The 14,773-nt window shown below is 34.4% G+C and carries 14 protein-coding genes; 6 read left to right on the top strand and 8 right to left on the bottom strand.

The genetic code is table 11. The features are described 5' to 3' along the window. Positions 1–54: 54 nt before the first annotated feature. Both aspA and MHH66_RS17605 read right to left on the bottom strand, forming a co-directional pair. Positions 55–1,494 (bottom strand): aspartate ammonia-lyase, encoded by a 1,440-nt coding sequence (aspA, locus tag MHH66_RS17600; protein ID WP_078184283.1) that lies wholly within the window; start codon positions 1,492–1,494, stop codon positions 55–57. Positions 1,495–1,518: 24 nt separating this feature from the next. After that, positions 1,519–2,790: a cation:dicarboxylate symporter family transporter gene (locus tag MHH66_RS17605; RefSeq protein ID WP_078184282.1), complete on the bottom strand. Its 1,272-nt coding sequence runs from the start codon at positions 2,788–2,790 to the stop codon at positions 1,519–1,521. Between the two features lie 378 nt (positions 2,791–3,168). On the opposite strand from MHH66_RS17605, the gene pyrH reads away from it, so the two are divergent. Continuing rightward, entirely contained in the window at positions 3,169–3,909 is a 741-nt protein-coding gene (gene pyrH, locus MHH66_RS17610) for a UMP kinase (RefSeq protein WP_002168682.1), read from the top strand. Between the two features lie 56 nt (positions 3,910–3,965). Here the strand turns inward: pyrH and cls are convergent, their stop codons facing one another. Continuing rightward, entirely contained in the window at positions 3,966–5,177 is a 1,212-nt protein-coding gene (gene cls / locus MHH66_RS17615) for a cardiolipin synthase (RefSeq protein WP_063217860.1), read from the bottom strand. A 119-nt stretch (positions 5,178–5,296) separates the two neighbouring features. Here cls and MHH66_RS17620 point away from each other — a divergent pair, with 119 nt between their 5' ends. Beyond that, positions 5,297–6,235: an esterase/lipase family protein gene (locus tag MHH66_RS17620; protein WP_078184281.1), complete on the top strand. Its 939-nt coding sequence runs from the start codon at positions 5,297–5,299 to the stop codon at positions 6,233–6,235. Positions 6,236–6,279: 44 nt separating this feature from the next. Here the strand turns inward: MHH66_RS17620 and MHH66_RS17625 are convergent, their stop codons facing one another. The 5 genes from MHH66_RS17625 to MHH66_RS17645 form a co-directional block, all read right to left on the bottom strand. Then, entirely contained in the window at positions 6,280–7,425 is a 1,146-nt protein-coding gene (locus MHH66_RS17625) for an ABC transporter permease (protein WP_063217862.1), read from the bottom strand. 1 nt (position 7,426) lies between these two features. Further along, on the bottom strand, positions 7,427–8,536 hold the full coding sequence (locus MHH66_RS17630) for an ABC transporter permease (RefSeq protein WP_063217863.1): 1,110 nt from the start codon (positions 8,534–8,536) through the stop codon (positions 7,427–7,429). Between the two features lie 36 nt (positions 8,537–8,572). Then, the gene (locus tag MHH66_RS17635; RefSeq protein WP_002086377.1) at positions 8,573–9,511 is read right to left on the bottom strand and encodes an ABC transporter ATP-binding protein; all 939 of its coding nucleotides are present in this window, start codon (positions 9,509–9,511) and stop codon (positions 8,573–8,575) included. 256 nt (positions 9,512–9,767) lie between these two features. After that, positions 9,768–10,901 (bottom strand): sensor histidine kinase, encoded by a 1,134-nt coding sequence (locus MHH66_RS17640; RefSeq protein ID WP_078184280.1) that lies wholly within the window; start codon positions 10,899–10,901, stop codon positions 9,768–9,770. Positions 10,902–10,905: 4 nt separating this feature from the next. Further along, positions 10,906–11,544 (bottom strand): response regulator transcription factor, encoded by a 639-nt coding sequence (locus MHH66_RS17645; RefSeq protein WP_002064723.1) that lies wholly within the window; start codon positions 11,542–11,544, stop codon positions 10,906–10,908. A 324-nt stretch (positions 11,545–11,868) separates the two neighbouring features. On the opposite strand from MHH66_RS17645, the gene MHH66_RS17650 reads away from it, so the two are divergent. Genes MHH66_RS17650 through exsE form a run of 4 tightly spaced genes read left to right on the top strand, consistent with a single transcriptional unit; the run spans position 11,869 to position 14,765 of the window. Next, complete coding sequence (locus MHH66_RS17650; protein ID WP_234803710.1) at positions 11,869–12,309, top strand: RNA polymerase sigma factor; 441 nt, start codon at positions 11,869–11,871, stop codon at positions 12,307–12,309. Further along, a complete protein-coding gene (locus MHH66_RS17655) occupies positions 12,306–12,749 on the top strand; it encodes a hypothetical protein (RefSeq protein ID WP_002126705.1) in 444 nt (147 codons plus the stop codon). The genes MHH66_RS17650 and MHH66_RS17655 overlap by 4 nt, the downstream gene beginning before the upstream one ends. Further along, positions 12,742–13,812 carry a hypothetical protein gene (locus MHH66_RS17660; protein WP_078184278.1) on the top strand — a complete coding sequence of 357 codons (1,071 nt, stop codon included), beginning with the start codon at positions 12,742–12,744 and terminating at the stop codon, positions 13,810–13,812. The genes MHH66_RS17655 and MHH66_RS17660 overlap by 8 nt, the downstream gene beginning before the upstream one ends. Further along, complete coding sequence (exsE, locus tag MHH66_RS17665; protein WP_078184277.1) at positions 13,809–14,765, top strand: exosporium protein ExsE; 957 nt, start codon at positions 13,809–13,811, stop codon at positions 14,763–14,765. The genes MHH66_RS17660 and exsE overlap by 4 nt, the downstream gene beginning before the upstream one ends. The last annotated feature ends 8 nt before the right edge of the window (positions 14,766–14,773 follow it).

Consider the following 14,773-nt stretch of genomic DNA (forward strand, 5'->3'; position numbering starts at 1 on the left):
TATATAGCATTTCTATATTGTAAACAAAAAAGAGGGGATTGTCCCCCTCTTCTTTTAATTTTTCTTTAAAAGAGTTGCTCCTGCAATCCCTGGGTGTGTCATTTCGAATGGATCTAGAATTAACTCTAATTCTTCTTGTGACAATACACCATTTTTCACACATAGTTCTCGAACGGATTGCCCTGTCGCAATTGCTTCTTTCGCAACGCGAGCTGCTGCTTCATAGCCGATATGAGGGTTCACGGCTGTAATAATTCCTACACTCTTCTCAACGTACTCTTTTAAGCGATCTTCATTCGCTTCAATTCCTTTTAAGCAATTATCTGTAAAGGCACGGAAACCGTTATTCATAATGCTAATAGATTGAAGTAAGTTGAAAACAAGTACTGGTTCCATAACATTTAATTCTAATTGTCCTGCTTCTGAAGCAAGGCAAATTGTATGGTCGTTACCAATTACTTGGAACGCAATTTGATTAATTACTTCTGGCATAACAGGGTTTACTTTCCCTGGCATAATAGATGAACCTGGTTGACGAGCTGGTAACATAATTTCTGCTAATCCAACGCGTGGACCTGATGCCATTAGACGAAGATCGTTCGCAATTTTAGACATATTCATCATACATACTTTAAGTGCTGCAGATACTTCAGTGTACGCATCCGTATTTTGGGTTGCATCTACTAAATCTTCTGCACCAACAAGTGGTAGTTCACTAATTGTAGCTAAATGTTTTACAACTGCTTCAATATATTCTGGATCTGCATTTAAGCCTGTACCAACTGCAGTTGCTCCCATATTTACTTCATATAAATGTTGACGTGATTGCTTGATACGTTTCATGTCACGTTCAAGTACGCGGGAGTATGCTTTAAATTCTTGTCCAAGACGAATTGGCACAGCATCTTGTAAATGTGTACGACCCATTTTAATAACATGATCGAACTGTTCTGCTTTTAATTCAAATACATCATGCATATAACCCATTGTTTGTAATAAGCCTTCTAATGCATTTAATGTTGCAATATGAATCGCTGTTGGGAATGCATCGTTTGTTGATTGTGCCATATTTACATGACTGTTTGGACTAATATAATCATAGTCTCCCTTTTCCATTCCTAATAATTCAAGGGCACGATTGGCAATGACTTCATTTGCGTTCATATTCATTGAAGTTCCTGCACCACCTTGAATTGGATCAACGATGAAATGATCATGCCATTTCCCCTCAAGGATTTCTTGTGATGCTTCTGCGATAGCACCACCCTTTTTCAATTCCACTCTTCCTACATCTGCATTAGCAAGTGCTGCCGCTTTTTTAACAATTGCTAACGCTTTAATTAAACCTTCATGGACTTTGTATCCTGTAATCGGGAAATTCTCCACTGCACGCATTGTTTGTACACCGTAGTACGCATAATTTGGTACTTCTTTTTCACCTAAAAAATCTTTTTCAATTCGTACTCCATTTTTAACTTCAGTTAATGTTGCCATGATTACTCACTCCTTAACAATCTCTTACGCTGCTTTTGTTTGTTTGACCGTTTCTACATATTGTTTTGCTTTCTCATCATCGAATTCGCCTTCCCACTTCGACATAACAATGGCAGCTAATGCATTTCCTAATACATTGACAGCTGAGCGAATCATATCTAAAATGCGGTCAATTCCCGCAATTAATGCGATGCCTTCTAGCGGTAAGCCCATTGATCCTAACGTCGCTAATACAACAACGAATGATGCACCCGGAACTCCCGCCATACCTTTGGATGTTAACATGAGAACGAATAATAGCGTTATTTGCTCCGTCAGTGACATGTGTACACCGTACATTTGTGCAACAAACAATGCCGCTAACGCTTGATAAATAGCTGATCCAGTCAAGTTAAATGTATAACCTGTCGGAATTACGAAAGAGGCAACTGCCTTTGGACAACCGAACTCTTCCATTTTTCTCATTATATTAGGTAAAACAGCTTCTGAACTTGCTGTCGTAAATGAAAGAATAAGTTCTTCTTTTAAAATTTTCATTAATGTAAAAATATTTACTCCAACCATTCGCGCATTAATACCTAATACAATCACAACGAATAGTATAACAGTTACGTATACAGCTAGCACTAGTTTTCCTAAAGGAAGTAGTGTTACTACACCAAATTTTGCAACCGTAACAGCAATTAATGCGAATACACCAAATGGTGCGAATTTCATTACTTGATTTGTAACCCAAAACATCGCTTCGAGCACACCTTCAAAAAAGTTAAAAACAGGCTTTCCTTTTTCTCCGATTGCTGCAACTCCTAAACCGAATAGTACTGAGAAGAATATAATCGGTAATAAGTCACCTTGTGTAATAGACTCAAATATATTTTTCGGTACAATATGAACAATCGTTTCTGCAAAGCCTTTCTTCTCTGTTGCATCTGCTGTTTGTTTATAAGAAGAAATATCACTTTGCTGTAAATTACTCATATCAACGCCAGTACCTGGTTGGAATATATTTGCTGCAAGTAATCCCATTAAAATAGCAATCGTCGTAATAATTTCGAAATAAAGAATTGTCTTACCACCCAGTTTCCCAAGCTTTTTCATATCCCCTACACCAGCTACCGCAACAATTAATGCTGAAATAACAATTGGTACTACAATCATCTTAATTAAGTGAATAAATATATCCCCAATTGGTGTGATATAAGAAATCGCCGTTTTATTGCCATAAAAGACTGCCCCTACTACAATCCCTAAAACAAGCGCGACAAAAATTTGTGTTGCCAATCCGAATTTTTTCATTTATGTTCATCCCCTTCATGCGAACGCTTTCAATTTGAATTTATAAAAGCTACTCACACATCATATAAGCGAACCTACAAAATCATACAAAAACCTACAAGTTCGTCACAAAAAATTCAAATTTATTTCTTATAATATTCATTGACACTTTTTTATAAAAAAGAAATAAAATAACCTTGATAAAACATCAGATTATTTCGTATAATCTAAAAGATATACGTATTCTAAATAAATGGGGATGAAAAGGAGTGGATGTTATGAAAAATCACGTGAAGAAGTTCATCATATCTATTTCTTTTCTATTTCATTTTCTTACGAAGGAACAAAGGCATTCGCCTTTGTTCCTTTTTTATTGCAATCTATATAGGGGGAATTGTTATGAAACCATATAAACGCGTCTTAATTAAACTAAGTGGCGGCGCACTTGCTGATCAATCTGGAAATAGCTTTAACTCCAAACGATTAGAACATATCGCAAACGAAATAATATCCATTATTGACCTAGATATCGAAGTATCCATTGTCATCGGCGGCGGTAACATCTTCAGAGGTCATCTAGCTGAAGAATGGGGAATTGATCGTGTAGAAGCTGATAATATCGGTACGCTAGGTACGATTATTAACAGCTTAATGCTTCGCGGCGTTTTAACAAGTAAAACAGATAGAGAAGTACGCGTTATGACTTCCATCCCTTTTAATGCAGTAGCTGAACCATATATTCGCCTACGTGCAGTACATCATTTAGATAACGGTTATGTTGTCATATTCGGTGGTGGTAACGGGCAACCATTCGTTACAACAGATTACCCAAGTGTACAAAGAGCCATTGAAATGAATAGCGACGCCATTTTAGTCGCAAAACAAGGGGTAGACGGTGTCTTTACAAGTGATCCAAAACATAATAAATCAGCGAAAATGTACAGTAAACTGAACTATAACGATATTGTTAGGCAAAACATACAAGTAATGGATCAAGCAGCTTTATTGCTTGCTCGAGATTATAATTTACCGGCACACGTCTTTAACTTTGATGAGCCTGGCGTTATGAAAAGAATTTGTTTAGGTGAACATGTTGGGACGTTGATTAATGATGATGTTTCGATGCTTGTGCATGAATAATAGTTATTCCCATCAAAAAAGGGTGTCCTTTATAGACACCCTTTCTTCCTTAATTATTATAAATAAAAATCAACTAATCCCGCCAACTTCTCCTTACAACGCTCCCAAAAAGATAACTTCTCAAAAAACTCTTTCGTCATTTCTTTCGAATCATTAAAATCCTCTATTAACGCCTTATTTACTTGCGCTACGATAGGACCACCATGAATATACAAATTCATCTCATCATTTATATAGAAGCTACGCGCAGTAAAGTTTGTTGTACCAATAACGGTTAATTCATTATCAATCAGCATTAACTTCCCATGAAACATCCCTTTTTTATAGCCATATACAGTAATCCCACTTTTAACAGCTTGACGTATGTAAGGATACGCCGCCTCTTTAATGAGAGGAATATCTGGTTTATATGACCAAAGTATTTTCACTGTAACACCACGCTTTTGCGCCCCAATTAAAGCATTCATTAATTCTTTATTTTTCGCTATAAAATAAGGCGTTGTAATTACAATCGAATGCTTCGCTTGTTTTATTAACTTTATATATTTTTCAGCGACGTGATGTCCATTGTAACTAGCCATAGTATGTAACGTGTTCCCTTTACTAGCCTTATTCGTACTCCTCTTTATATCTTCTTTCGCATCTCGTTTCCAATCTAAAGCAAACTGTTCTTCTAAATCTTTCGCTCCTTCCCCTCTTATCCGTACATGATAGTCACGCCAATATCCAAATCGCTTATCTTTCCCTAAGTACTCATCCCCCATATTAAAGCCACCCGTATAGCCAATCTCCCCATCAATCGTCGTAATACGACGATGATTACGATGGTGAAGTGAATAAAATCCGAATGGCAATTCAGGTTTTCTACTATATGTAAAATGTACACCACTTTCCCGCAATTCATTTTTCATCTTTCTTTCAAATGATAAATCATTAATGCGATCAACCGATAAATATACGTTTACTCCTTCTTTCGCCTTCTCCTTTAATAAGTTTAAAAAAGTATGGCTACTTTTATCATCCGATAAAATATAAAAATAAGTGTAAATAGATCGCTTCGCTTCACTTATATCAGTAAATAACTGTTTATAAAACGACTTCCCTTCCACATATAATTGAAAGTCACTATAATGAGGCGCATACTCTGTCGGCATGTTTTTCCCGGCTTCCATTTTCCTTCCGAGCGTAACGTCAATATGCATCCAAATTAAAATAACAACGAAAATAGCAATAATAATAGAAGTGACTCGCAATATTTTTTTAATCATTTTGATTTCCTTCCACTCATATTACTTACTATTTCGTAGTGTTTCATTAAAGTATGTTTTCATACAAAATGTATTTCTTACTTTTTGTCGGATGTTAAAAACTTAAAGGAGAGCAGACTATGAAAAGAGCAAAAACTCCTATTATTTTTATCCCAGGTCTTTTCGGTTCAATGAGTAATATCATTATTCCTGATACCGGTAATTGGAACTTTGGGCTTTCTTCGTTTGTTTATGAACCATTCATTATGATGTTAGAAAGTATCGGCTATGAACGAAATAAAAACTTGTTTATCTGTTTTTATGACTGGCGTCAGCGTATTGCTTTTTCCACTCGAAAATATTTATTAAAAACAATTGCCTATGTTAAAGAATTTACAGGGTGCGATAAACTAAATTTAGTTTGTCATAGTATGGGTGGACTTCTTGCACGTTCTTACGTTCAAAGTGAAGAATATGAAAATGATGTGGAGCAACTTATTATACTTTGTACACCAAACGCTGGATCTCCCCCCAATTATAGTTATTGGACTGGATGTAGTCTCCCAGTACATGCATCTTCTAAAATAAATATTGTTCGTTCCTATATGGAACAGTACATACACTACTTAGGTACCTTGTATAAAATGAATAAAGTCGAAGCGATACACCGTTACTTTCCAGGATTACAAGATGTTATTCCTTGTAAAGATTATGGAAATTATTTATTTCTAAGATCAGGCTCTTCTATTACATTTCTTCCTTATAGTAAGATGCAAATGAAAAACCCTTTCCTCGATACATTAAATGAAAATAGATTTATTATACAGAAAAGAAATATTGAAACTACACTTATTGCAGGAGATGGAGTAGAAACGATTCAATATTTACAAGTCGTCCCTTCACATTCAAAACTAGAATGGACAGACGGAAAAGTCGTCGGTGATATACTTGCAAAACATGGTGACGGTAACGCTGTTCTACATAGCGTTTTTCTTCTAGAAGGAAATAAATATGTTGTGCGTGCTTCACATAACGAAGTGCTCTACAAAAGCATTCCTATATTACAAAAGATACTTTAAATTACGAATACAAAAAAGGTGTGGCATTACGCCACACCTTTTCATTAAATGAAGTTCCTTGCATCATTATTTCTTCCAAACTTATAAATCGCAATTAAGAAGAACGCTATCGCAAAGGCGAATAAAATTAAAATATTTAAATACAACTCTGAAAACGGAATTCCTTGCTGTAGTTTTGAAATCGTATCTAGTAACCAACGCTGCGGAAGGAAATCAGCTACTTTTTGTACTGCTTTCGGCATAATGTCGTACGGGAAATAACATCCAGCAAGTAAACATGTTGGTACTATTACTATATTTTGCATTGCATTTGAAGCAGTTGAACTTTTTGAAAAAGACACAATGACTAACGATAAACCAATTGCAATTAAAGCGAATATCATAAGCACACCAATCATAACTATGAAAGGCATATTTATAGTTGTGTGAAAAACATTCGTCATAAAGAATACTGCAATTACAATTTGTACTGTTAATATCATCATATTTACTGCGACATTAGATAATATAAATTTCTTTCCGTCAATCGGCGTTGATAATAATCTAAAATACGTTCTGTTCTCTTTTTCTTTTAAAATAATTCCAGATAAATTCGCTGCCGAAAATAGCATAAACATGATAAGATAACCAATCGTTTGATTTGTCATATCCTTATTTTTCGAAGTATCTTCAAGTGTCTCTGCTTTTACTTTAAATGAACTTTTTTGATAACCAGCGTACATACTATTAAACGTACTTTGATCCGCCCCTGCCACTTTACTAATCGCAGCTATATTATCAACATAGTTATATAAATATGATTTTATAAATACTGTTACTTGATCACCTTTAATCGATGAAACTTCAATTTGACTCGGTTTCCCTTCTCGAACACTTTCAGAAAAACCAGACTGTAATGTAATAACACCATCAAGTTTTTTTGAAGTGAGTTTATCTTCCACTTCAGATTCCTTAATTTTACTAACATTTACATGATTGAGTCCTTCTAAAAATTTCACTGTATCATTTGCGATAGGTTGATTTTCTTTATTTATAACCCCAATATTTAACGTTCCTTGCCCTACATTCCCATATATCGAAAAGGAAATGAGCGTTCCTATTATCGGCAAGCTAATAATAATGAGTAACCCCTTTTTATTTTTCAGAAGCACAGATAACGTTTTTTGTATGAGCCATAAAATATCTTTCATACTATAGCCCCTCCCGTCTACGTAATGCAATAATCGCAATTAATAAAAAGAGTGCTGAAATTCCGAGGTTTAAAAATATTACTGGCAGTGCCGCTCCTATGTCATTTGCATAAATAATTTTCATAATGGCTGTGTTGGCCCACGTTAATGGCGATAAATTCGTAACGACATTTTCTTCCACTACGAAATACGCACCACCAAAAATAGAAGCTAATTGCACAACAACCATAATAATTGCTCTAGATGCCTCACCTGTTTTTGTAATATATCCGATTCCTAAACCGAAGCTAATTGCTAAAAAGACTTCTGTTAGTAAAATAATAAATATGATTCCAATATGGTCGCCCCAATTCGCTTGAAAAACAAATTTACTAAATAAAACGACAAGTAATAGACAAAGTGCATTCGCTACAAGACTACCGAGCACTTTCCCAATGAAAATTTCAGCCTTACTTATAGGTGCTGCAATTAAACGATCTCCTGTTTTACGTATTCGTTCTCCTCGAATTAAAAAACTCGCCCCCATTGCAGCGTACAGTGCAATCATCGTCGTCATTACAACCGCATAGTAATCCATAGAACCTGGTTTTTTAGCAGCTTGTAAAGATGTTTCTTTAATATAATCATTATGATTTCCGTTTGAAATAACTGCGCTAACCTTACTCGGATCTACTTTTGCAACTTCGGCCACTACGTTGTACTTATCAACAAATGTTGTAAGCATGCCTTCCACAATACTTCCCTCAATACTACTTTTGTCACTTCCATAAAATTTTGCACCATCTTTATTTAACTCTACATAAGCAGCATATTTATTTTGCTTCACTTCTTCTTTCCCATCTATACCTTCGGAAGCTTTTTTAAAATGAATACCTGATTTATCGACTTCTTTCGTAAATGCTTCAAATGATTGAGAAAACGTGCTACTTGCTTCATCTTTATATAGCACTTGTATATCCTTAAACGATTGACTATCGCTATTAAATGCATTCGTTAACGCTGTTCCTAACACAAGCATAAGTACAATCGGAAATGCTAACATAAAAACTAAAGTTCTTACGTCCCTGAAATCTCTTTTAATGTGCATCACTGCAATGTTAAAGATGTTCAATTGATGAACCTCCCTTTACCTTTTCTTCATTTACCTTTATTTATCTCGTAAGTTTCTTCCAGTTAACGTAAGAAATACTGTTTCTAAGTTTGGAGCCTGCTCCTCTAACGAACGAATTTCAATGTCATGATTAATGAAATGCTGAATAATTTTATTTAAATTATTTAATCCTGCATCCGAGTTTACCTTGATTACGTTCTCTTCAATTTGAACAGCTTTCACACCATTTATCTCTTTTAAATTTTCTACATCTAAATTTTCTACTGACTTTACTTCAATCCAAATATCTTTCGTATCTGTAATAATTGCTTTTAACTGTTCTTTCGTTCCTTCTGCAATTACTTTACCGTGATCGACAATTGCTATTTTCGTACAAATCTCTTCTACTTCTTCCATGTAGTGACTCGTATAAATAATCGTACTTCCCATTTCATTTAATTTTCGGACAGACTGAAGAATGTAGTTCCTTGACTGCGGATCAATTCCAACTGTCGGTTCATCCATAATAATTAACTTCGGTCTATGAGCGATTGCACAAGCGATATTCAGTCTTCGTTTCATCCCGCCAGAAAAGTTTTTCGGATAACTTTTATGTTTATCACTAAGGCCTACAAATTGAAGTGCTTCCTCTACTCTCGCTTTTAGCTCGGCTCCTCGTAATCCATACAATCCAGCAAAGAATTTCACATTTTCATAGGCAGTTAACTCTTCATAAATCGCAATATCTTGCGGAACGATACCGATATTCATTTTCGCAAATCGATTATGTTTCTTTATATTTTTTCCTAGTATGCTAATTTCACCTTCATTACTTCTTAACAAACCAGCAATCATATTAATCGTTGTACTCTTACCAGCACCATTTGATCCTAAAAAGCCAAATATCTCTCCTTCTTTAATAGATAAAGACATATTATCTACTGCGATGAAGTCACCAAATTTTTTCGTTAAATTTTTAATTTCCAATGTATTCATCATTTCACCCCTATTTCGGTTTCTCTGCTTTTATCCCGCATTAACGGTCAGTAAGACTCCCACCTCAAAATTCAGCTGGTGCAAAGAAGTTAGGTGGGAGATCAACTGCCCGTAAAAATGCCCGATTGGTTCAACTAACAATCAGCGTGGAAAAACAAAACCCCCACTGATTGAAGTTTCACTTTATTATAAACAAAAAGAATGAACCTGCTCAGTGCAGAAGTTCACTCTTTTCACATGAGATTATTCACTTTTTTCATATGAGATGATTCATCCTCGTCTCATCCTCTTGTATCGGCAATAACATTGTTACTGAAAAACCACTTGTTCCATCTACAATAATTTTTCCGTTTACAGACGCTGTTCGCTCCTCCATCCCCATAATACCGAGACCTTTCTTAACAAGAGCTGCACCTTTACCATTATCCTTCACTTGTACTTTCACCATCTTGTTCAGTACATGAATATCGATTGAAATGACTGTCGCATCAGCGTATTTCATCGCATTTGTTAATGCCTCTGTAACGTTTTCACCGATAATTTTCCACTGAATGGGAGAAATCATATCTAAGTTACCTTTATAAACGAAAGGAATATTCATATCATGCTTACCGGCAAATTCCTCTATGAATAATTTCATGCGATGAATGCCCATTTGCTCAGTTGGTGGCTTCATATTTTTTAATGTAATCCGAATGCTTTCAATTCCATCTTTTGAAATATGAATGGCATTTTGTAATAATTCCGCAGATTTCACTTTATCTATTTCCATTAATCTCTTCGCTGCTTCCATTTGAATTAGTGCACCTGTCATTGAGTGACCGATTTTATCATGAATTTCTTGAGATAGTCGATTTCTTTCCTCTAATTTAAATGTGTATTCAGATTGCCTTATGTAATCTTTATTTTCATTTAAGCTTTTCGTAAGTCTTTGTATGTCTTTTCTCATTTTATCATTTTGCATTTCTAGTTTTAATAATCGTGCTATATAGCGGTGAGCTATCGTTAAGGAAAAAAAACAAAATGCACTAATAAGTCCATACGTCATTTGAATACCTTCACCTATAAAAATAATAGGAAGAATCATAATGAAAAAGATTAACCATTTCTTTTTTATGTAATAATTTGCAATTTCATATAAGTTCAAAGGTAAAAACAAAATAAAAAACGGATGAATCTTCCATGTAAATAACATAACTACGCCAATTGACACACAAGTTAATATGTTTTTGTACGTATCTTTTTTAAATATAGAGATCAACACGTTTACAGAAAGATATAAAAGCAAAGTAAGTATAATCCATGGTAAGTTCGTAACATTTAAATGAATGTAGCTAAACACTATATATAAAAAGACAATAAGTTTACTTACAGTTAACCAAAATTCCATAACATTAATCTACTTTCCCTGTTAAGTAATAAATCGCAATTTGCGTGCGATGTTCTAGTCCAGTTTTCCCTAAAACTGATGTAATATAATTTGCAATCGTTCCTTCAGATATGAAAAGTTGCTTCGAAATTTCTTTATTTGAGAAACCTTTCGCAATTAATGCGATAATACTAAGCTCTCTTTCTGTGAAAAGGCTCTTATCAATTTTAGATTCTTCCTCTTTACTTTCCATTAAATTAGACTTAATTTTATCAAGCACTACATCTTGCATAACAGTTTGACCGTTATAAACTCCTTTTATCGCATCACGAATACGCTCCGGATCATTATTTTTTAATAAATAACCTTTCGCTCCGTTTTTTACTGCGTCCAAAATATATTCATCATCATCAAATGTCGTTAAAATGAGAGGCTTCGTTTTTGTCTCTTCACAAATTAACTTCGTCGCCTCTACCCCGTTCATGTTTGGCATACGAACATCTAAAAGCGCAATATCAACTTCATGCTTTTTACAATACGCTACAGCTTCTTTTCCATCATTTACGGTATCTAATACTTCAAACTCTTCATATGTATTTAAAATAATTTTCATACCTTCTCTAATAAAAGAATTATCATCGGCTATTAATATTTTAATTTTCATGTTTGTTAGTATGGACCTTATCCTACTAACATTCACATCCTTTCTCCATGTAGCATTTCCTCTTTGCTCATTATATACTTCTCTTTACCATTTTTTCACACCTTTTTCATATAGCCCTCCTGCTAAAAATATATTATTCTTTTTTTATAACATGTGTAGGGTGACTTATCATTTCTTACGTCTATATAATAGAATGCGTCAAAAAGGAGGGAGAGACCGATTGAGGAAAAACAATTAGTTGCAAAAGCACAGCAAGGAAGCGAACATGCTTTTCGTATCCTTGTACAAACATATCGTCATTATATTTTTCAAGTTATCTTTTCCATTTTAAGACATGAAGAAGATGCTAAAGATGTTACACAAGAAGTATTCGTAAAAATTCACGCCTCTCTCCCAAATTATCAATTTCGCGGATTAAAAACGTGGATGGCACGTATTGCCACCAATCACGCTATTGATTATAAGAGAAAAAAAGCTAGAGAAAACGAAGAACTCTCCTTATGTAAAGAAACTGCGGAAAATATAAAATCCTCTCATAATATTGAGGCTTTATTATTGACGAAAGAGCAAAAATTGCTCATTGCTCAAAAACTGAGAGAACTTCCCGACAATTATCGTGACGTCGTTCTCGCACATTACTTAGAAGAAAAAAGTTATCAAGAAATTGCTTTTCAGGAAAACATCGAAGTGAAAACGATCGAAATGAAACTGTATCGGGCAAGAAAATGGATTAAAAAACATTGGAAGGAGGAAGAGTTTCTATGATGCATTATTCAAAAGAAGATTGGCGCAATTATACATTAGATGTTATATCAAACAATGAACGTGAATCTATGGAAGAACATCTTTATGAATGTGATCATTGTTTAGCACTTTATATGGAAAGTATTGATGAACAACATGAAAACCTTCCAATGATAAATGATGATTCATTTACGAACGAAGTTATGACGCAAATTAATTTTGAAACGTTACAGCCTAATGAAAATATAAAAACAAACTCACTAAAGCGCACGATTATTCACTACATAATTGCGACTGCGGCTACAATTATTTTTATGGTAAGTGGTTTATTCCAGTATATTTTCACAGCGACATCAAATTTCGAGAAATCCTCAAAACATAACGAGTCTTCTATCTCACAACAAATTGTAAACAAATCGGTAGACACATCAAAAAAGGACGGAGGTTCAAAGCATGAATAAAAATCCCTTTTTAGCACTTGTATTAGGGCTAATTCCCGGGCTTGGACATTTATATTTAAAGAAATTTGGACGATTTATTTTATATAGCGGAGGGGCTTTATTTCTATTTATCTTTGCAGCATTTTGTACAATAGCATTAGGAGCGCGTGATATTGCTTTTCTTTCTCTATTTTTACTAGTCGTGTTATGGGTAATCAATTTATTAGATTTAGTTATCACTATTATTAATCAATCGAAAAAACAAGCAGCCGGAGAATTTACAGAGTCCTCTAAAGAGAGCGAACGATTTTATATCATTCTCCTATCAATTATCCCTGGACTTGGCCATTTCCAATTAGGACTTATGCAGCGAGGACTTACATTTTTAGTAGCTTGTACAGGAATAGGAAGTATGATTATATTCGTTGCACTCTTAACATCTCAAGAAAGTTTCCTTATCTTCCTTATTACGCTACCTGTTTTATGGATTTATAACTTCTTTGATGTCGTTCAACAACTACAGAAAAAAGAACGCGGAGAGCAACTAGATGACCGTACTATTTTCGAAGAGTTTGAAGAGCACCGAGAACAAGGAAAGAAAAATAAAACATTCGCTTCCATTTTAGCAATGTTTCCTGGAGCAGGACATATGTATTTAGGCTTACAACGCCGTGGTCTTCAGCTTATGGCAGCCTTTTTACTATCAATTTATTTGCTCGACTTATTAAGACTTTCTGCGTTTTTATTTTTAGTACCAATCATTTGGTTCTATAGCTTTTTTGATGCGTTACAGCAAACTGCAAAATACGGAAAAGAACGTGTAAATGACGAACCTATCATTGACTATTTTATAAATCATCAAAGATGGATCGGTATTGGGTTAATTACACTCGGTGGTTATTATTTATTAGATCAAACAGTCCTTCCTATTTTGAATGACTATTTTGCAACTATATTTAATATTCATCTTAGCGAACTATATTATCGCTATTTCCAAACATCTATCGTTGCTCTCCTTTTAATTGGTGGCGGCTTTAAATTGTTACTTGGAAATAAAGAAAACAAAGGTGGTACAAACGAATGAGAACATGGCGCGTTGGAACATTCTCAATGGGGCTCTCCATTATTACATTAGGTTGCTTTTTACTATTTTCAGTCGTAAAAGGAGTTCAAGCATTAGATACATTAACAGCCTGGTGGCCTGTTTTACTTATCATACTTGGCGCTGAAATTTTACTATACCTTCTATTTTCTAAGAAGGAACATTCATTTATTAAATATGATATTTTTAGTATTTTCTTTATCGGAGTTTTAGGAAGTGTTGGAATTGCTTTTTACTGCTTATTATCAACTGGATTGCTAGAAGAAGTTCGTCATTCTATTAACACAACTAGACAAACGAGTAATATTCCAGACGGACAACTTGATATACCTGAATCTATCAAAAAAATCGTAGTGGATGCGGGGCATCACCCTCTAACGATAGAGGGAGATAATACAAATCAAATTCATCTTTTTGGAACATATGAAATGACGACGAAAGCAAATGAAAAACTCAATTTAAAACAAGAGGATTTCCTTTCAGTTCAAACAGCTGGAGAAACGATGTATATAACTTTAAAATCATTACCGGTTCAGCATACGTTATTTAACTCAACACCACAGGTGAAACAAACACTCGTTCTTCCGCAAAATAAAAATGTAGAGATCCGCGCTTCAAATAACGAACTATCTCTTTATCCAGGTCAATTACAAAATAATTGGTTTGTACAAGAAAGTTCAAATGTATCTGTTCATTTAGTAAAAGAAAGTGATGTATCTTTAATCGCCATAACAAACAAAAAAGAAACTCACGGGAACACACCTTGGGAACAAGTAGAAGATTTAACGAAAAAAGAAAATAATTCTTCAGAAGAAAATCCAGAATTAAACGGGCAAGAACATTGGTATAAAAACTCGATAAAAACAGGAAATGGGACGTACAAATTAAATATCGAGAAAGCTTATAATATAAATATGAGTGTTATCGAAAAATAAGAAACCTT

It is taken from the genome of Bacillus sp. FSL H8-0492 (assembly GCF_038006145.1).
In the GTDB taxonomy this organism is placed as follows: domain Bacteria; phylum Bacillota; class Bacilli; order Bacillales; family Bacillaceae_G; genus Bacillus_A; species Bacillus_A mycoides.